This is a genomic window from Rhodococcus sp. FH8 (assembly GCF_019266085.1).
GTDB lineage: Bacteria > Actinomycetota > Actinomycetes > Mycobacteriales > Mycobacteriaceae > Rhodococcus_F > Rhodococcus_F qingshengii.
The window spans coordinates 23730-41384 of the sequence record NZ_LPNQ01000077.1 but is presented as its reverse complement, the minus strand read 5'-3'; the positions used below and the strand labels follow the sequence as shown (position 1 = coordinate 41384).

At 63.0% G+C, this 17655-nt stretch carries 17 protein-coding genes; 8 read left to right on the top strand and 9 right to left on the bottom strand.

The window, feature by feature from the left end; translation table 11 throughout:
* The first annotated feature begins 19 nt into the window (after nt 1–19).
* Complete coding sequence (locus tag ATN38_RS21900; RefSeq protein WP_007735854.1) at nt 20–916, top strand: oxygenase MpaB family protein; 897 nt, start codon at nt 20–22, stop codon at nt 914–916.
* A 62-nt stretch (nt 917–978) separates the two neighbouring features.
* Here the strand turns inward: ATN38_RS21900 and ATN38_RS21895 are convergent, their stop codons facing one another.
* Nucleotides 979–1437, bottom strand: coding sequence for a GNAT family N-acetyltransferase (locus ATN38_RS21895; protein WP_218748649.1), 459 nt, complete (start codon nt 1435–1437; stop codon nt 979–981).
* Nucleotides 1438–1585: 148 nt separating this feature from the next.
* Here ATN38_RS21895 and ATN38_RS21890 point away from each other — a divergent pair, with 148 nt between their 5' ends.
* Nucleotides 1586–2161, top strand: a complete 576-nt coding sequence (locus ATN38_RS21890; RefSeq protein WP_064113858.1) for a hypothetical protein — start codon at nt 1586–1588, stop codon at nt 2159–2161.
* Nucleotides 2162–2171: 10 nt separating this feature from the next.
* On the opposite strand, the gene ATN38_RS21885 is transcribed toward ATN38_RS21890, so the two are convergent.
* Genes ATN38_RS21885 through ATN38_RS21875 form a run of 3 tightly spaced genes read right to left on the bottom strand, consistent with a single transcriptional unit; the run spans nt 2172 to nt 5527 of the window.
* Entirely contained in the window at nt 2172–3107 is a 936-nt protein-coding gene (locus ATN38_RS21885) for a tyrosine-protein phosphatase (RefSeq protein WP_218748648.1), read from the bottom strand.
* 51 nt (nt 3108–3158) lie between these two features.
* A complete protein-coding gene (locus tag ATN38_RS21880) occupies nt 3159–4322 on the bottom strand; it encodes a hypothetical protein (protein ID WP_218748646.1) in 1164 nt (387 codons plus the stop codon).
* Nucleotides 4319–5527 (bottom strand): phosphotransferase family protein, encoded by a 1209-nt coding sequence (locus tag ATN38_RS21875; protein ID WP_218748644.1) that lies wholly within the window; start codon nt 5525–5527, stop codon nt 4319–4321. Before ATN38_RS21875 ends, ATN38_RS21880 begins: the two co-directional genes overlap by 4 nt.
* A gap of 124 nt (nt 5528–5651) precedes the next feature.
* On the opposite strand from ATN38_RS21875, the gene ATN38_RS21870 reads away from it, so the two are divergent.
* Both ATN38_RS21870 and rraA read left to right on the top strand, forming a co-directional pair.
* Nucleotides 5652–6275, top strand: coding sequence for a TetR/AcrR family transcriptional regulator (locus ATN38_RS21870; RefSeq protein WP_042453334.1), 624 nt, complete (start codon nt 5652–5654; stop codon nt 6273–6275).
* 30 nt (nt 6276–6305) lie between these two features.
* Nucleotides 6306–6782: a ribonuclease E activity regulator RraA gene (rraA, locus tag ATN38_RS21865; RefSeq protein ID WP_003943552.1), complete on the top strand. Its 477-nt coding sequence runs from the start codon at nt 6306–6308 to the stop codon at nt 6780–6782.
* Nucleotides 6783–6797: 15 nt separating this feature from the next.
* On the opposite strand, the gene ATN38_RS21860 is transcribed toward rraA, so the two are convergent.
* A complete protein-coding gene (locus ATN38_RS21860; protein WP_003943569.1) occupies nt 6798–7025 on the bottom strand; it encodes an RNA-binding S4 domain-containing protein in 228 nt (75 codons plus the stop codon).
* A gap of 88 nt (nt 7026–7113) precedes the next feature.
* Here ATN38_RS21860 and lysX point away from each other — a divergent pair, with 88 nt between their 5' ends.
* The 4 genes from lysX to ATN38_RS21840 all read left to right on the top strand — a co-directional run bounded on the left by lysX (nt 7114) and on the right by ATN38_RS21840 (nt 13467).
* Nucleotides 7114–10470, top strand: coding sequence for a bifunctional lysylphosphatidylglycerol synthetase/lysine--tRNA ligase LysX (gene lysX / locus ATN38_RS21855; protein ID WP_003943575.1), 3357 nt, complete (start codon nt 7114–7116; stop codon nt 10468–10470).
* Nucleotides 10471–10483: 13 nt separating this feature from the next.
* Complete coding sequence (locus tag ATN38_RS21850; protein WP_081305484.1) at nt 10484–11374, top strand: alpha/beta fold hydrolase; 891 nt, start codon at nt 10484–10486, stop codon at nt 11372–11374.
* A 78-nt stretch (nt 11375–11452) separates the two neighbouring features.
* Complete coding sequence (locus tag ATN38_RS21845) at nt 11453–12862, top strand: diguanylate cyclase (RefSeq protein ID WP_003943555.1); 1410 nt, start codon at nt 11453–11455, stop codon at nt 12860–12862.
* A gap of 5 nt (nt 12863–12867) precedes the next feature.
* A complete protein-coding gene (locus ATN38_RS21840) occupies nt 12868–13467 on the top strand; it encodes a histidine phosphatase family protein (RefSeq protein ID WP_003943544.1) in 600 nt (199 codons plus the stop codon).
* Here ATN38_RS21840 and ATN38_RS21835 read toward each other — a convergent pair whose 3' ends face one another.
* Genes ATN38_RS21835 through ATN38_RS21820 form a run of 4 tightly spaced genes read right to left on the bottom strand, consistent with a single transcriptional unit; the run spans nt 13468 to nt 17594 of the window.
* Nucleotides 13468–14457 carry an ABC transporter ATP-binding protein gene (locus tag ATN38_RS21835; RefSeq protein ID WP_063315311.1) on the bottom strand — a complete coding sequence of 330 codons (990 nt, stop codon included), beginning with the start codon at nt 14455–14457 and terminating at the stop codon, nt 13468–13470. It abuts the gene before it with no gap.
* On the bottom strand, nt 14457–15554 hold the full coding sequence (locus ATN38_RS21830; protein WP_003943600.1) for an ABC transporter ATP-binding protein: 1098 nt from the start codon (nt 15552–15554) through the stop codon (nt 14457–14459). Before ATN38_RS21830 ends, ATN38_RS21835 begins: the two co-directional genes overlap by 1 nt.
* Nucleotides 15551–16645 (bottom strand): ABC transporter permease, encoded by a 1095-nt coding sequence (locus tag ATN38_RS21825; protein WP_230359944.1) that lies wholly within the window; start codon nt 16643–16645, stop codon nt 15551–15553. The genes ATN38_RS21830 and ATN38_RS21825 overlap by 4 nt, the downstream gene beginning before the upstream one ends.
* Nucleotides 16638–17594 (bottom strand): ABC transporter permease, encoded by a 957-nt coding sequence (locus ATN38_RS21820; RefSeq protein ID WP_003943571.1) that lies wholly within the window; start codon nt 17592–17594, stop codon nt 16638–16640. Before ATN38_RS21820 ends, ATN38_RS21825 begins: the two co-directional genes overlap by 8 nt.
* Nucleotides 17595–17655 lie beyond the last annotated feature (61 nt).

The window sequence follows — 17655 nt, the reverse complement described above, 5'->3', positions numbered from 1 at the left end:
AGTCCCAGGGAGTGTTCAGATGAAGCGCTACGACCTCCGCAGTCGCACGGATCAACTCGATCCCGAAACCGATTACGAAGAGATGTCGCGCATTCTCGCGGCGCAAGAGTTTCCCTGGGACATCAATCAGGCGCTCAGCTTCGCACTGTTTCGTACGTACGCTGTCCCCTCGATCGGCAAGCTCCTCTTCTCCACAGGCGAGTTCACCGACAAGGTTCAGAAGCGCTACGACGACACCAGCCTGATCCTCGACGCCATCCTCGAGCACGGCCTCAGCAGCACCGAAGGCCGCAAGAGCGTGCGTCGAATGAATCAGATGCACGGCTCGTACGACATCTCCAACGACGACATGCTCTATGTCCTGGCCACCTTCGTCGTCACGCCGGTCAGATGGCTCGACGAGTACGGCTGGCGGAAGATGACCGACAACGAGATCGTCGGGTCGACGAATTACTACCGCCACCTGGGTCGGTACATGAACATCAAAGACACTCCTGACACCTACGAGGGCTTCGTCAAACTTCTCGACGACTATGAGCGCGAACACTTTTCATTCGATCCCGGCGCCCGAGCCGTCGCTGATTCCACCCTCGACCTGATGTGCACCTTCCCGCCCAACAACCTGGCACCAAAGGCTCTGGTCAAGGGATTCGCCTTCGCGCTCATGGACGATCACCTACTCGACGCCTTCCACTACAAGCACCCGAGCACTGCGATGCGCGTCGTCTCACGCGGTGCGCTGAAGGTCCGCGCGCGCCTGCTGCGGTTCTTCCCCGTGCGTACGAAGCGGAAATTCGCCCGCGAGCTGCCCAACATCCGCAGCTACCCGAACGGTTACAAGGTCGAAGACCTCGGCACCTTCCCCACGGGATGCCCGGTCAAGCACCTGCAGGCAGACCAGCAGGCCCAAGCGTAAGCAGGTTCCCATCGTGGAGTGGTGGAACTCCTGGCACCCGGGCTGATTCGCGTTTCTCATGCCTAGATGAGGGAGGAGTCGCGACCAGTACGACGAAGGGTGATCAATTCATGGTTCGTCTCGGCGTCGTGTCGACGCTCCTCTTCTTCGAACTCCATCAGCGCATAGAACCTGCGGGCGCGATCGTTGAGGGTGTAGACCTCGAGTGTCACCTCGCCATGCATGGTTGTGGCGTGTTCGACCAACGCCCGCCCGACGCCCAACCCTTGTGACGCCGGCGCGACGAACAGTCCCCCGATTTCGGAGCCGATCATTCCCAACAGTCCAACGACAGCGGAGTTGTGCTCAGCGACCCAATTGTCGGCCTGAATCAGATAAACCTCTCGCATCTTCTGCTCGCGTTCGCCCGTCCCCTCACCCGCAAGGAACGGATGGGCTTCACGGGCAGCGCGCGACCACAGGTCGACGACCACATCCTCATCCGAGGATACGTAGCGGCGAATGATCAGATCCTGGTTCACAATCCGACCATACCCTCAGGCGTCAGCGCACTGACCGGGCCGAAAGTGTTCAATTTTCGGATCCACGCAGGACGACCACGACGTAAATCAGTGGAACAATTCCATTCGTTGCCGCTCCGCAGTTACCGCGTTGTGCAAGGGTTGTCCGATGACTGACGGTGATCCGACAACTGAGCGTGGAGGTCCGGCATCCTGGTGGAAGGTGACAGCGATTGTCACCGCAGTGCTTGTCACTCTCACATGCGGCGTCATCGTGTGGTCCTTCATGCCGCCGGTTGTGTACTTTCCGTTCTTTGCGCTCGCAGCCTCAGTACTGCTCGGTTTGGGCGGAGTGTGGTTGATACTCAGCCTGATTGGCTGGATGAAGTACAAAACTCTGCGTTTGAGCACGATCGCGCCGGTGATCGTGCTCGTCACCGGTGCGCTCGTGACCTTGTCCGTCCCTTCGCATGTTGCGTTTGCATTGTCGAAAGATTCGCTCGAAGCAGTGGCCGCGGATTGCCAGAAGTCGTTGGAAAACCGAACAATTGGTGTCTACCGGGTCCTGCAGGTCTGGCCCGTCGGCAACGGGTGCCGCTTCCACATCGAGGGCGGTCTGATCGATTCGATCGGATTGGCGTACTTACCCGACGGCGCACCATATCTCGGCAAGCCCCGCCGCGACGGCGAGATCGGATACCAGGAGTTCGACGGCGACTGGTACTCGTTCGTTCAAGCGTTTTAGCGGCGCGCAACTAGTCGACGAGCTTGGCCTTCAGAAGCGCGATCGTGTCCGGAGTGAGTCCGAGACCTTCGGTGAGATAACCGTCGACGGTTCCGTAATCGCTGGCTATCTGCGCGAGTCCAGCTTCCAGGTACGAAGCGTCGACACCTAGGGCCGGTTCGAGATTGGTCGCCACCTGCGGGCTCAGGGCCTGAGAGATCTGCGCAAGGATCTTCTCGTTGGTCGCCTGAAGGTAGGTGTTGCTCAACAGATAGTCGTCCATGATCGTCTGGGCGGGGACACCGGCGATGGTCTGCAGCAACACCGCGGTCCAACCCGTGCGGTCCTTGCCTGAGGTGCAATGGAACAACTGCACCCCGTCACTCGCAGCGATGTCCGAGAGGACCTGCTTGAAGCCGGCACGGCGAACGGGATCGGTGACAAAACTGCGGTTGGTGTCGACCAAGAACTGCTTGGCCTCCTCCGGCGACTTGATCGTCGTCGCGAGCTGGGTGAGATCCCTGAACTCGATGGGGATGTTCGTGTACGTCACACCGTCCGGGAGTTTGTCCGCGCCACCGATGAACGGGTTGGAGATCTCGGTTGCGCCGCGCAGGTCATAGGCGTCGGCAAGTCCGAGGCCGGTGAGCGTCGCCTTGTCTGCGTCGCTGGTCGCGGTCAGCGCATTGGACCGGTAGATGACGCCGCGCTTGAGGTGCGAGCCGTCGACGGTGGCGTATCCCCTACCGTCATTGCCGGCGACGTCGCGAAAGTTGGCCACGGAGGCCAAGTTCGGTGTCGGCGCGAGCACAGGATCGAGCGAGCCGAGATCGACCGATCCCGCGTTGAGAGAGCCCAAGTCGAGCGGGATGGCCGTGGCGGGAGCGGCAAACAACAGGCCTCCGGTGACAACAAGTGCGGCGGACTTCGCACCGCGAGCGAACAACATTCGTGAGCGTGTGGACATGTGGCAGTACCTCTCTCTGTGGTTTGGGATTTGTGGTGTGGTGAGCTGGAGTTACGGTGCGACGTCACCGATTCCGGTGAACCCGTATCGCTGGTGAGGTCCGATGACTGCTACCTCGAACAGGCCTGTCCCGGTGCGGGTTACGCCGTCCTCGACGAGGGTGAACCGAGCCAAGTTGTCGACCGGGCACAGCATCTTCTTCCACGGTTCGATGTCCGAAACCTTTTCCCGCAGGCCTTGAACCACCAGTTCGCCTTGCCACATCCCGTGGCGCCAATCCTGCTCGAGTCCGTAGCCCGTGCCGACACCGATGTAGTTGGGCAGTATCGGTTCGCAGGTGATCTCCAGGATGTGGTCGGATTCGCCTGGTGCACCGGGGCGCCGGAAGTACAGAGTTCCGCTCTTCACCTCGCGAGTACCGGAAATGAAGGTGAGCTGGTGGTCCGGTCGACCCAACCACTCCGACTCGCGCGAGCGGTCCGCCCAGACGCGAGTCGCATCTTCGAGGATTCGGCGTCCCTGCTGATCTTCTTGAACGATCGTGACGATGGTGAAGTCGCCGAATTGCATGATCGAGTAAATCCAGAAGAAGTTCTGACTGCCGGCTATCGCCGGATCTGCCTTGCGTCCAGGCGGTTCCGCTTCGCCGACCGGTCGCACACCCCAGGACCGATCGCGATTACCCCGCCACGTCTCCGGGGTGACCGGGATGGCGTCGCCGTCGACGGTCAAGGATCCGGACCATGCTCCGGTCTGCACGAATCGTTGAGTATCGAAGGTGACTCGTTCGAGCTGGCGATGGAAATGCCTGGCCTCGAGATTGGCGGGGCCGTCGGATTCGAAGGTGAGGTCGAAGCTCAGGTTCGGCGCTTCGGGACTCGGGTCCAACACCACCCGTAAGCGGTGCAGGCCCTCCATGATCTCGATCCTCAACGGGCCCACTGACAGGTCCATACGATCGTCGCCCAAGGCGCGAGATGCCCGGAAGACTATGTGGTCATCGCCGCGCCGAAGAACCGCAAAGCCGTCGCATACACCAAGATTGGGGTACTGACCGAGACCGATGATGAGAAACAGTGGCTCGGTGTCGCCGTCGACGCCTGCATGGCAGTTGAAGTAGTAGCGGTCGTAGAAGTTTCGATCCGAGGTGCCCACGTGGCGGATGGTCTCGGCGATCTGATGTACCGGGTAGTCGTCGAGCGGGGACAGTGTCATCGTGCATCTCCTGTTGTGAGCGGGGATGTTGCGAGCGACTCCCAGTAGGTGCCGTCGAGCATGGCTTCGAGTGTCTTGTGGTGCAGGATCATCTCGTCCGGGTTGTCGGGGAATTCGGCCTGACCGAAAGCCACTGCGCGACTTTGGACTCGGAACATGATCACCGCGTGCCGCAGCGCGGCGTAAAGGATGTAGAAATCTAGATCCACAACCTGGTGGCCCGAAAGCGAGCGGTAGGCATCTGCCACGTCCTCGCGACGAAGGAAGTCCGGCATTCCGGGGAGTCCGGCCATGGCAGCGAGATCCTCGAAGAACCTGTGCTGGAAGATCATCCAGCCGAGGTCCAGCTCACGCGGCCCCAGTGTGGCCATCTCCCAGTCGAGGACCGCCGCCGGCTCGAAGTCGCGGTAGATGACATTTCCGATCCGCGAGTCACCCCAGCAGAGCACTGCGGAACCGGCATCGGCGGGGAAGTTCGCTTCGATCCAGTCGAAACCGCGCTCGATCAACGGAGATCCTGGTCCGTCGGCTGTTGCCCACTCGTAATAGCGCCGCTGGTCGTCAAGGTGCGCGCGAAGTGCTTCTGCCCCAGTCGGTTCGGCACCATCGCGGCACAACTCGGGGAGTGCGAGGTGCGGATCGGCCATAGCGTGTAGCTCGGCGAGCACCCGGACCGATGACTGCTGGAGTCGAGAACAGTCGTCGGCCGAAGCTTCCGAGAGCCAGGATCCGAACGTGTACGGCATGACATCGGGCGGGATTTCGCCCTCACGCCGTTCCATCACGAAGAACTCGCCGCCGAGCGCGTCCGGGTTGCTCTCGGACCAGTACACCCGCGGGATCGGCACCGACGTGTGAGCGGCGACGGCGCTCATGACCCGAAACTGCTGGTCCAGGTTGTAAGACGGAAAGATCGGTACCGCACTGTCCCGCGGGGCGATACGGGCGACCAAGCGATGCTCGGCTCGAATCCCGTCCTCGATCCACGTCGCATCGAAAAGCACAGTTTCGTTGGACATGCCGTTCGCGGCCGGCACCTCGACCGAGGTCACGGAAGGTTTCGAGCCTCGCCACAGCACGGTCGCGAGCCAGCCTTCGAGGCTGCGCCGCATCTCCGCCGGGTCGTTGCGGGATTCGCCGGGCCTGGCAAATTCGGCGTAGTCGGGATCTTCGCCGGAGGTTTCTGTTTCGGTTCGAAGGTTCATCACCACTCCTCGTGGTTCGGTGGCGCCGATGCGCACGTGCCGATTGTCGATACAATATGTATCGACTAAAGCCGTGACAGAATGTAACGGCCATCACAGCGATACCGCAAGGGATTTGCCCAAAATGTCCAAAGATTCCGAAACTCAGCACCGCCTGGGCCCGCAGCGAAACCCTGCAATCGACGACGCAGTACTGGACGCGACCAGGCAACTGTTGGAAGAAAAGGGGTACGCGGGCACGTCCATCGACGCCATAGCCACGCGTGCGGGAGTAGGACGTCCAGCCATCTACCGTCGGTGGCCGTCGAAGGCACACATCGTCAACGACGCGATCTATCCCGTACTCGACGTCGAACAGGGCGCGGACATCGACACCGAACTCGGCACCGAGGGCACGATCACGGATCAGATCCGCGCGCTGGTGCACGGCGCGGTTGCTCTGTTCGCAGCTCCCGCCACACGAGCCGCTGCTCCCGGATTGATGAGCGAAGTGCGAACAAACGCGGAATTACGCGACGTTCTCGTGGTGCGGCAACTGGCTGGAGTCCGCGTCGAGCTGAACCGTCGACTCGAGGCGGCGAGAGAGCGCGGCGACATCCGAAGCGGCGTCGACGCCGACGCTCTTCTCGACATCATGGCTGGCGCGGCCATCTTTGCGATGTCGGTTCGCGACGTCTCGGACCCGGGACCGTTTGCCGATTCTCTTGCCGACATAGTGCTGAACGGCATACTCCCCGACGACAACTAGGCCCGAGCCCCGCCGACTATCCTGTGGGGCATGACCGAGCCTGTAGCGACCGCTGACCTTGCCGACGAGATCGGACCCGACATCCGTAGCTGCGACACGCAGTTCACCCAGTTCGGTGGACGTGAAGTCTTTGCCGGCCCCATCACCACCATCAAGTGCTTCCAGGACAACCTGCTCGTGAAGCAGACCCTCAGTGAACCGGGCAACGGCGGAGTCCTCGTCGTCGACGGTGACGCGAGCATCCACACCGCCCTGGTCGGCGACATCATTGCCGGCCGCGGCGTCGACAACGGTTGGGCCGGTGTCATCGTCAACGGAGCCGTCCGCGACTCCGCGATCCTGCGCACCCTCGACATCGGCGTCAAGGCTTTGGGCACCAACCCGCGCAAGAGCACGCAAACCGGTTCGGGCGAGAAGAACGTGCCGATCGAAATCGGCGGAGTCACCTTCAACCCCGGCGAGATCGTTTACAGCGACCAGGACGGCGTCGTCGTTCGCGAAAGCTAGCCAGAAGTCGCGGGATCAGGCGGGGGCTTCCACTTTGGCGGCCATCCCGCCGATCTCGACGACATCGCCGTCACGAAGCTGGCGGCCCCGACGATCTTCGACCTCACCGTTGACCGAAACCATGCCGTCGGCGATCACTTCCTTGGCCTCCGCGCCCGATTCGATGAGGTTCGCGAGCTTGAGAAACTGACCGAGCCGAATCATTTCGTCGCGGATGGGTACTGCTGGAATGTTGTCGGTCATGTCAATCATCTTCCTCCTCCCACAAAACTGGACACGACAGACCACACTTAGCGTGAGGATCTGATCGACCGGTAGGAGAGGAAGCTCGATGGCACCATTGACCGAGGTATCGGACACCACTGCAGAGTTGGTGGAATCGCCACCCGAAAATCCGCGCCAGGCGCGTCGATTCCGCAAAGGGCGGTTCAGCCAGGTTCCCCATATCTCGGGACTGATCCTCGGAGTCTTCTCCGTACTGGTGTTCCTGTGGAGCATCTCGCCGGTACTGCGGCACATCCTCCGCGTCCCACGCGAATACATCGACAGCTACTACTTCGACGCACCGGATACGAGCCTGTCGTGGGCGCTCGTCGTCGCCCTGCTCGCCGCCGCCCTCGCGAGCCGCAAGCGCATCGCCTGGTGGCTGTTGACGATCTACCTGTCACTGATCACCCTCACCAACATCGCCTCCGCGATCGTCGACAAGAACCCGAACAACGCCGTGGCCGTTGTCGTTCTGCTTGTCGTGATCGGAATCCTCATCGCGGCGAGGCCCGAGTTCTACACACGCGTACGGCGCGGCGCCGGCTGGAAAGCACTCGGCGTGCTGATCGGCGGCATGGCTGTCGCGACCGTGATCGGTTGGGGCCTTGTCGAACTCTTCCCAGGTGACCTACCGCAGAACCAGCGATTCCTCTGGGCCCTGAACCGCGTCACCGCGGCAGCTTCGGTCGACAACGAGGTGTTCGACGGCCACCCGCGCGTCTTCGTCAACACGGTCCTCGGTCTCCTCGGTGCCATCGCGCTCCTCGCCGCCGTCATGACGCTCTTCCGCGCGCAACGCTCCAACAACGCCCTCACCGGAAACGACGAGTCCGCGATCCGCGGGTTGATCCAGAACTTCGGTGCCGACGACTCTCTCGCTTACTTCGCCACCCGCCGCGACAAGGCGGTCATCTTCGCGCCGAGCGGCAAGGCCGCGATCACGTACCGCGTCGAGATCGGCGTCTGCCTCGCCAGTGGTGATCCCATCGGTGATCCTGAAGCGTGGCCGCACGCCATCGAAGCGTGGCAGGGGCTCGCGTCGCAGTACGGCTGGGCGACGGCCGTCATGGGCGCCAGCGAAACCGGGGCGACGGCATACAAGAAGGCGGGCCTGAGCGTCCTGCAGCTCGGCGACGAAGCGATCCTGCGCACCCGCGAGTTCAATCTCAACGGACGCGACATGCGCCCGGTGCGCCAGGCCGTCACTCGCGTGAGGCGTCACGGCGTCACCGTGCGGATGCGACGCCATCGCGACATCCCGCCCGAGGACATGGCGGCCGTCATCATCCGCGCCGACGACTGGCGCGACACCGACACCGAGCGCGGCTTCTCCATGGCGCTCGGCCGACTGGGCGATCACCTCGACGGCGACTGCCTCCTCGTCGAAGCCGTCATGGGTGAAGGCACCGAGGACGAAAGCGTCGTCGGCATGCTCTCGCTCGTGCCGTGGGGACCGAACGGTGTTTCGCTCGACCTGATGCGCCGTAAGCCGACGGCGCCCAACGGTGTCGTCGAATTGATGGTCTCGGAGTTGGCCACACGTTCGGACGAGATCGGCGTCGTGCGAGTCTCGCTCAACTTCGCCGTGTTCCGCTCGGTGTTCGAGGAAGGTTCGCGCATCGGCGCCGGCCCGATCCTCCGCATCTGGCGCTCGGTGCTCGTCTTCTTCTCCCGCTGGTGGCAGCTCGAAGCGCTGTACCGCTCGAACGTGAAATACCAGCCGGATTGGGCGCCGCGCTTCCTCTGCTTCGAGGACAACCGCGAACTGCCGCGCGTCGGATTCGCGTCGGCCATCGCCGAAGGCTTTGTGGTGCTGCCCAGTTTCGGGCGCAAGTCCAGCCAGGTCGTCAAGCACACCGGTACGCATGCGGCAGTGCCCGCAGCTCTGGTGACGTCCGAAGGACTGCACGCCGACGGCAGCCCGCCGGACTCGGCGCCGACGTTCACGACCAACGGTCCGCGTCGACCCGAGCAGGTCCGCGTGCGCATGAACAAGCTCGCGCAACTGGCCGACGAAGGGATCGCCGCCTACCCCGTCGCCTATCCACCGACGCACACGATCGCGGCCGCAGCGAAGTCACCGGAGGGCACCCGCGTGCGCATCGCGGGACGCCTCCTGCGGGTCCGCGACTACGGCGGAGTGGTGTTCACGGACGTGCGCGACTGGTCCGGCGACATTCAGGTCCTGGTCGACCAGGACAACGTCGGCCGCGAGAAGCTGGCGGAGTTCGCTGCCGAGTTCGATCTCGGTGACCTGATCGAAGTCAGCGGAACCATCGGGCGCAGCCGCAAGGGCGAGCTGTCGCTCATTGCCGTCGAGTGGCGCATGAACGGCAAGTGCCTGCACCCGCTGCCGGACAAGTGGAAAGGCCTCTCGGATCCCGAGACCCGCGTCCGCCAGCGGTACCTCGACATCGCCCTCAACCCGAAGGCCCGCGAACTGCTCGAGGCCCGAAGCGCCGTCGTGAAGTCGCTGCGCGATTCACTCGGTGGTCGCGGATACCTCGAAGTCGAGACCCCGATTCTGCAGCAGGTGCATGGCGGCGCGAATGCCGCTCCGTTCCTGACACACATCAACGCGTACAACCTCGACCTCTATCTCCGCATCGCACCCGAGCTGTACCTGAAGCGGTTGTGCGTCGCCGGTATGGAGAAGGTGTTCGAGATCGGCCGCGTGTTCCGCAACGAGGGCGTCGACTTCAAACACAATCCCGAGTTCACGATCCTCGAGGCATACGAAGCCCACAGCGACTACGAGGGCATGATGCGGATGTGCCGCGAGCTGATCCAGGCGGCGGCCGTCGCAGCATTCGGTCGCGAGATCATCATGCGTCCCGGCCCGGACGGCGAACTGGTCGAGGTCGACATCTCCGGTGAGTGGCCGGTGAAGACGATGCACGGCGCCGTCGCCGAAAAACTTGGTGTCGACGTCTCCCCCGAGACAAGTCTCGAAGACCTGCAGAAGTTGTGCGACGCCAACGAGATCCCGTACCAGTCCAGCTGGGATACCGGCGCCATCGCGCAGGAAATGTACGAGCATCTGGTCGAGGACTACACGGAGTTTCCGACGTTCTACACCAACTTCCCCACCTCGATGTCGCCGCTCACCCGGCCGCACCGCAGCATCCCCGGCGTCGCCGAGAAGTGGGACCTGGTGGCGTGGGGCGTCGAACTCGGAACCGCATACAGCGAGCTGACCGACCCTGTGGATCAGCGCAACCGGCTCACCGAGCAGTCGATGCTCGCGGCCGGCGGCGACCCGGAAGCGATGGAATTGGACGAAGACTTCCTCCAAGCCCTCGAACACGCGATGCCGCCGACGGGTGGTCTCGGGATGGGCGTCGACCGAATCGTCATGCTGATCACGGGTGGCAGCATCCGCGAGACGCTGGCCTTCCCCCTCGCGAAACCGCGTCAGTAGTCCGGATTCTCGCGTGCCGGAATTGTTCCACGTGAAACCACCGGGCGAGATCTTGCAGGTCGGCGAGAGCCGACTGCATGTTCTTGCCGAGGGCGACGGCCCCGTCGTGGTCCTGTGCGGTGGGCTGGCGGGCAATTGGTTCGACTGGGATGACTGCGCGCGTCATCTTCAGTCGGACCACACCGTCGTCCGCTTCGATCGCCCGGGCTTCGGGCTCAGCGAGCCTACTTCCGAAGTTCCGACCGTCCGCGGCGAAGCTGAGCGGATCCGCGACGTGCTCGACACTCTGGGACTGAGTGGTCCGGCCGTGGTGGTCGGCCACTCCATCGCCGGCTTCTACGTCGAAGGCTTCGCGCGCCTGTTCCCCGATCGGGCGGCGGGGATGCTGCTCCTCGATTCCAGTGCCGAGAAGGAGCCGAAACGTCTTTTCCCCCGCGACCTGCTGCTGATCGCCTCCCGGGCCGCCGCGGCTTCGTTCAGCACCACCGGGCTCCAGCGACTCCTCGGTACGACGACGCGCAAGATCCTCAACCAGTCCGTGCCGCCGAGCGGGTCGTCCGAAGCCACTCTCGAATGGGTGCGGAAGATCTACCGCGAGCCTCATTATCTGGAAGCGGCGATGATCGAATACGTCGCGTACACCGATATGGCGCTGGAGCTCACCGCTTTACGACGCTCGAGCAAGCATCCACTGCCCGACATCGACCTCAGCGTCGTTGCTGCACACACTGGCCACACCACTCCCTGGTCCATCGCCTGGATGGCAAAGCAGCAGAAACTCGCCACCTACCTCGGTGGGAGTTTTCACGTCCTGCGCCCGGCGCATCACCACGCGATGATCGACCAACCCGAGGAGTTGGCGAACTTGATTCGGCGCCTCACGCAGCCGAACCGTCGGGGATGACACTTAAAGTTACAACTCGGACAGTAGCCGGATCATTGCTAGTCTCGGACAGCTTCTGCTTTCTACGACAGGCTGACCATGGACCGTTCGACACGTCGGGTGCGCTCGTGCCTGATTTTCGTGGCGATCCTCGTTGTCGCCCTGGCGGGCATCGCCGCCCGTCCGCCCGGTTTTCTGTCGACCTTCTGGCCCGCCAACGCGATCCTTCTGGGCATTCTCCTCCGTAACCCGCGCTCGTTTGCGCCGATCGGACTCGCTGTCGGCGGCGCAGCGCTGCTGACGGCGGATCTTGCGACCGGAAGCCCCGTGCAGAGGGCCTTCGAACTGAATGCGATCAATCTGGTCGGCGTCACGACAGGATTGATCGCCGCGAACTTGCTCGGCTGCTTTCCACGGCGAATCTCCGAGACGAAGTACACGGCCAGAATCTTCCTCATCTCGGTTCTGGCGTCGTTCACGGCCGGGTCCGCCAGCGCACTACGCACTCAACTCCACGAAGGAAGCGGTGCGGCAACGGAATTGGTGGGGTGGTTCTTCGCCGACCTGTGTACGTATCTGATCGTGCTGCCGATCGTTCTGTCGGCACCGACGCTCGAACACATTCGAAGAACCTGCGGGCCGTCCGTGCGGCAGAGTCTGCGCTTGAGGCGGCTCGCACAGATCCTGGCGCCTCTGGCCGCTCTCCTGGCCTGTCTGCCACTCGCCCTGGAGGTTCAGGGAGCCCTTGCGCTGCTGCTGCCGATGCCGGCGCTCCTGTGGTGCGCAATGCGTGTCTCACTGTTCAGCACTTCACTCCTGGCAGCCGGATGGAGCGCGTGGGCACTGGTCATGGCGGGTAAGGGACGTCTGGCACTGGCAGATCCGGTGCACCTACTCAGTGAGGGGGTGACCACCCGGATCTCCGTCATCTTGATGGCACTCTCCCCCATCGCCGTAGCCGTCGCCACTGGCGCACAGCGGCGCGCCGAGCGAGAACTCCAACGCATCGCCGAATGCGACGCCCTCACCGGAACGCTGAGTCGCCACGCGTTCTGGACCCAATCGCAGGAACTCCTCGACGCCCAGCACGCGGCGCAACGACCGATCGCCGTCATGATGCTCGATCTCGACCACTTCAAATCGATCAACGACAACCTCGGCCACCTCACCGGCGATTCCGTCCTCGAACAGTTCGGAAACACCCTCCTCGCCGCTACCGAAGGGCTGGGACTCTCCGGCCGACTGGGTGGTGAGGAATTTGCCGTCGCCGCCGCCGACTGCACCTTCGAGGAAGCCATCCAGCTCGCGGAGCGCATCAGAGAGGCGCAAGAGGCCCACGCGCGATCCATTCGCGGTTTCGCGGGAACGGTCAGTATCGGCGTCGCCTGGGCCGATCGCGCGATGCCGGGCATGGAGACTCTGCTCGATATCGCCGACAACGCGATGTACCAGGCAAAACGCGACGGCCGAAACCTCGTGGTGGCGTTCGATCTCTACATGGCAAGGTGACGTAGGTGCAACTACTCCTGATCCGACACGCGCTCCCCGAACTGGCCGAGGTCACCGAAGGCCGCGCAGATCCCTCGCTGACCGACGAAGGTCGTGCCCAGGCACTACGGCTGCCCGCAGCACTGGCGCCGTACCGGATCACCGGACTCTTCAGCAGCCCGCAAAAGCGCGCACTCGAGACCGCAGCCCCGGTAGCGCAGATATTGGGCCTTCCGGTCACCCAGCGCGAGGGTCTGGCGGAATACGACTACGAGCAGCCGCACTACATCCCGATGCACGAGGTCCTGGAGCGGGCGCCGGAAACCTATGCGCGCATCAAAGCCGGCTGGCTCCCCGAGTCGGTGGACGGCGACGCCTTTCGTGCGCGAGTCCTCGGTGCGATCGACGAGATAGTCGCGGCAACGGACAACGACGCCACCGTGGCGATCTTCTGCCACGGCGGCGTCGTCAACATCGTTCTGCAGGAACTGCTCGGACTGGAGCGCCCGTTGACCTTCCCGATCGAGTACGTGTCCGTCACGCGCATTCTCGTGTCGCGAAACGGAAGCCGCAGGGTCGGGTCGATCAACGAAACCGGTCACGTACGCAACATGCTTCGCGTGTAGTCACACGTTGTGGCACGCCACCTGATGGCCGCCCTCGACGAGACGCAGCTCGGGAACTTCCTCGGCGCAGAGATCAGTAGCCAGCGGGCACCGCGTGCGGAAGCGGCAGCCACTGGGCGGATTGAGCGGCGAGGGCAGTTCGATGACCTTCTGCTCGACGTTCTGCGCCGCGGTGACGGTGGCGTCGGGATCGGGAATCGACGCCAGCAGTAGCTGCGTGTACGGGTGCAGCGCGCGGTTCTGCATGTCTTCTGCGGGAACGATTTCGCAGACGCGGCCCAAGTACATGATCATCACGCGGTCACTGATGTTCTTCACGACGGCCATGTTGTGCGCAATGAACAGCAGCGACAGCCCGTGACGCTTCTTCGCGTCCTCGAGCAGGTTCAGAATCTGCGCCTGCACGGAGACGTCGAGACTCGAGACCGGCTCGTCACAGATCAGGACCTTGGGGTCGAGCATCAATGCGCGGGCGATGCACACGCGCTGGCACTGACCACCCGAGAGTTCGCGTGGGGTTCGGTCCCACACCATGTCCGGGTCCAGCCCGACCTCGGCAAGAACCTCGCGCGCCCGAGCTTCGATGGCGGCCTTGTCTTTTCCGCCCCAGATCGACGGACCCTCGGTGATGAGAGCTTTGACCTTGCGTCGTGGGTTCAGCGAGGAGATCGGGTCCTGGAAGATCATCTGCAGCTGAGTGCGGCTGCGACGCAATTCTTCCGCGCCCAGTGCCGTCATTTCCGTCTCTCCGAGGCGGATCGAGCCCGACGTCGGTGAGGGCAACTGCATGATCGCCCGGCCCGCCGTGGACTTGCCACAGCCGGATTCACCGACCACGCCCAAGGTTTCGCCCGGCGCGACGGTGAAGCTGATTCCGGACACGGCGTGAACCGTCTGCCCCTTGCCGACGTTGAATTCGACGACCAAGTCCTCGACCGTCAGGGCCGCGTCCACCGTCTCAGGCTTTCTGGTATCCACCGATGCAGTCATCAGACCATCTCCTTCACCGCGAGCGTCAGGCCCGCTGCGGTAGTGCCGGCCTTCTCGTTGGCGACCAATGCCGTTGTGCCTTCAGGAGTGTCGACCGGGTAGTGGCACGCGAACGTGTGGCTTTCGGTTGTGTTGTCCCCCGGTCCGCCGGGAGCCAGGGCCGGGTCGCCGGTCAGGCAGTCGTCCTGGGCGTACCGGCAGCGGGCGGCGAAGCGGCAACCGGTGATCGGCTTCGTCATGTCCGGGAGCCCACCCGGAATTGTTTGCAGCACTGTGTGCGTCGGTGATTCGAGTCGCGGAATCGCGGCCATCAGCGCTTCGGTGTACGGGTGGCGAGGACGAGTGAACAACTCTTCGGTCGCCGACGTTTCCACGACGGAACCGGCGTACATGACCGCAACACGGTCCGATCGACCCGAGACCACACCGAGGTCGTGGCTGATCAGAATGACGGCCATGTTGAGCTTGTCGTTGAGTGAGGCGAGCAGATCGAGAATCTGCTTCTGCACCGTCACGTCGAGAGCGGTGGTCGGCTCGTCCGCGATCAGCAGTTTCGGCTCGCAGGCCAGGGCCATCGCGATGACCACGCGCTGTCGCATACCGCCCGAAAGTTCGTGGGGGTACTGGTCGAGCCGACGCTTGGGCTCGGGGATACCCACCATCGACAGGAGTTCCGCTGCGCGATCGCGGGCCGCGTCCTTCTTCAGACCCAGGTGGAACTTCAAGGATTCGGTGATGTGGGTACCGATGCGCTTGAACGGATTGAGCGAGGTCATCGGATCCTGGAAGACCATGGCGATCTCGGGTCCCCAGAAGTGCTTCATCTCCGACTTCTTCATCGTCGACATGTCGCGGCCGGCAAACGTCACCGTCCCGCTGATGTCGAGAGCCGGACCCTTCTGGAGCAGTCCCATGATGGTGCGCCCGAGAACCGACTTGCCGGAACCGGATTCACCCACGATGCCGAGAGTCTCGCCGGCGGAGACGTGGATCGAGACACCGTCGACTGCTCGCAACTGGCCACGGGGAGTGGCGAATACGGTTCTGATGTTGTCCGCCTGCAGCAGCGGAACGCCGTTCTGAGCTGAAGTGGTCACAGCTTACTCCGATACTTCTCGCCGATGAGGTTGAAGGAGAACACCGTCAGGAAGAGGAAGACGCCTGGTACCAGGACGATGAACGGATGCTTCTCCACGATCCCGCCCTGACCTTCCGCAATCATGTTGCCCCAGGTCGGATCAGGTTGTGCGATACCGAGTCCGAGGAAGCTCAGTGATGCTTCCGCGACGATCAGGCCGGAGACGGCCACCAGGCCGAGCGCGGCGACGGGAACGAGGACGTTGGGAACCAACTCGCGCCAGATGACGCGCCATTTGGTGGCGCCCATGGCTCTCGCGGCAAGCACGAACTCCCGTTGGGCGACGACGATGGTGTTTGCCCTGGCGATTCGAACCATGCTGGGAATGCAGAGAATCGACAGTGCGAGGGTGATGTTGCGCAGGTTCGACGTGAGCACCGCGGCCAGTGCGATGAGCAGCACCAGAGAAGGAATGGCCAGCAGCGAGTTGGTCAGGATTCCGACCACGGCGTCGACCTTGCCACGGAAATAGCCGGCCATGACGCCGATGGTGCCACCGATGATCATGCCGATCAGCACGGCGCAGATGGCGACAGTCAAGGAGGCGCGAGCACCGAACAGGGCGCGGGCGAGGAGGTCGAGACCGAAGTTGTTGGTACCCAACGGATGATCGGAGAGCAGGCTCGGCGAGGCGAAGCCCGGCTCGGCCAAGGTCTTGACCGTGTCCTTGTACTCACCGAGTGGCAGCAGCGGCGCGAAGATCGCGGCCAGGATCAGCGCGCCCAGCCAGATGCACGCCAACCAGTACGAGAGATCGAACTGACTGCCCCACTTGGACGTACCGAGTTTGCCGAGACCCTTGAAGAGGAAAACCAGGGCAACGAGCGCGAGCACGATGCGGACGGTCATCATGATCGCTGAACCGAAGAGTGCGGTGCCGAGCAGCGCAACGCCGACCACTGTGAGAATCGATCCGATCAGGACCAGATTCTTGGGCTGTTCCAGCGTCTCGACGGGACCGGGAGCCAGCAGGACTGTCTGCTGCCGGTATGTCATCACCTCGGACGGGGCCGGCGACGGAGCCGCTCCGTCTGGCGTCACTTCAGACATGGACACGACGACTCCTCGGGTCAAGATAGGTGTACAGAACATCGATCGCACTGTTGACGAGGACGTAGATGACCGCGATCACGACCACCGCGCCGAGCAGCATCGGCGAATCACCCTGCTGCGCTGCGCGGACGATGAGCGTGCCCATTCCGGGCAGCGAGAACAGCGTCTCGACGATCACGGTGCTGCCGATCATGCCGCCGAGAGCCAGACCCATCATCGTGATGAGCGAGAACGACGACGGGCGGAGCGCGTCACTGAAAAGCACTCGCAGCGTGGGCATTCCCTTGGCCTTCGACGCGAGGATGTAATCCTCACGGAGCGTCGTCACCAGGTCGGATCGGAGAACGCGAGTGAACATCGCCATCTCGAGGAGGCTGATGGTGATCGCGGGAAGTATTGCGTGTGAGAGGTTTCCGGAGAGGCTGTCGCCGATGCGCACCCACTGTGATCGCGGGAACCAGCCGAGCCAGTTGACGGTGACCATGATCAGCAACAGACCGGCGAGGAAGCTCGGGACGGAAAGAACACCGAACGTCGCGGCGCTGATGACGCGATCGATGACGCCGCCTTCGTGGTGCGCCGACCACAGTGCGAGCGGAACTGCGACGACGAGTGCGATGACCAGACCCATCACTGCCAACTGAACGCTGACGGGGAGAGCGGAACTGATCGCGGTGAGGACATCCTGCTGCGGGGGAACGAGCGAGTTGCCGAGGTCGCCCTGGAGAGCGCTGGTCAGCCAGTCCCAATAGCGAACCAGGAGTGGATCGTTGAGTCCGAGCTGCTGCCGAACTTCCTCGTACTCGGCAGGCGTTCGGCCTTCACCGAGAACGGAGACAGCGGGATCGCCGGGGATCAGTGATGCCAGCACGAAGGTTCCGAAGCTGACGATCAGGATCACAATGACGAGCTGGCCCAATTTCTTACCTATTGCGCCGATGTTCATCGATTTCGTCTCCTTCGGACAGCGAGCTCGCAATACACAGCAGTTCCTCTGATTTCATTTC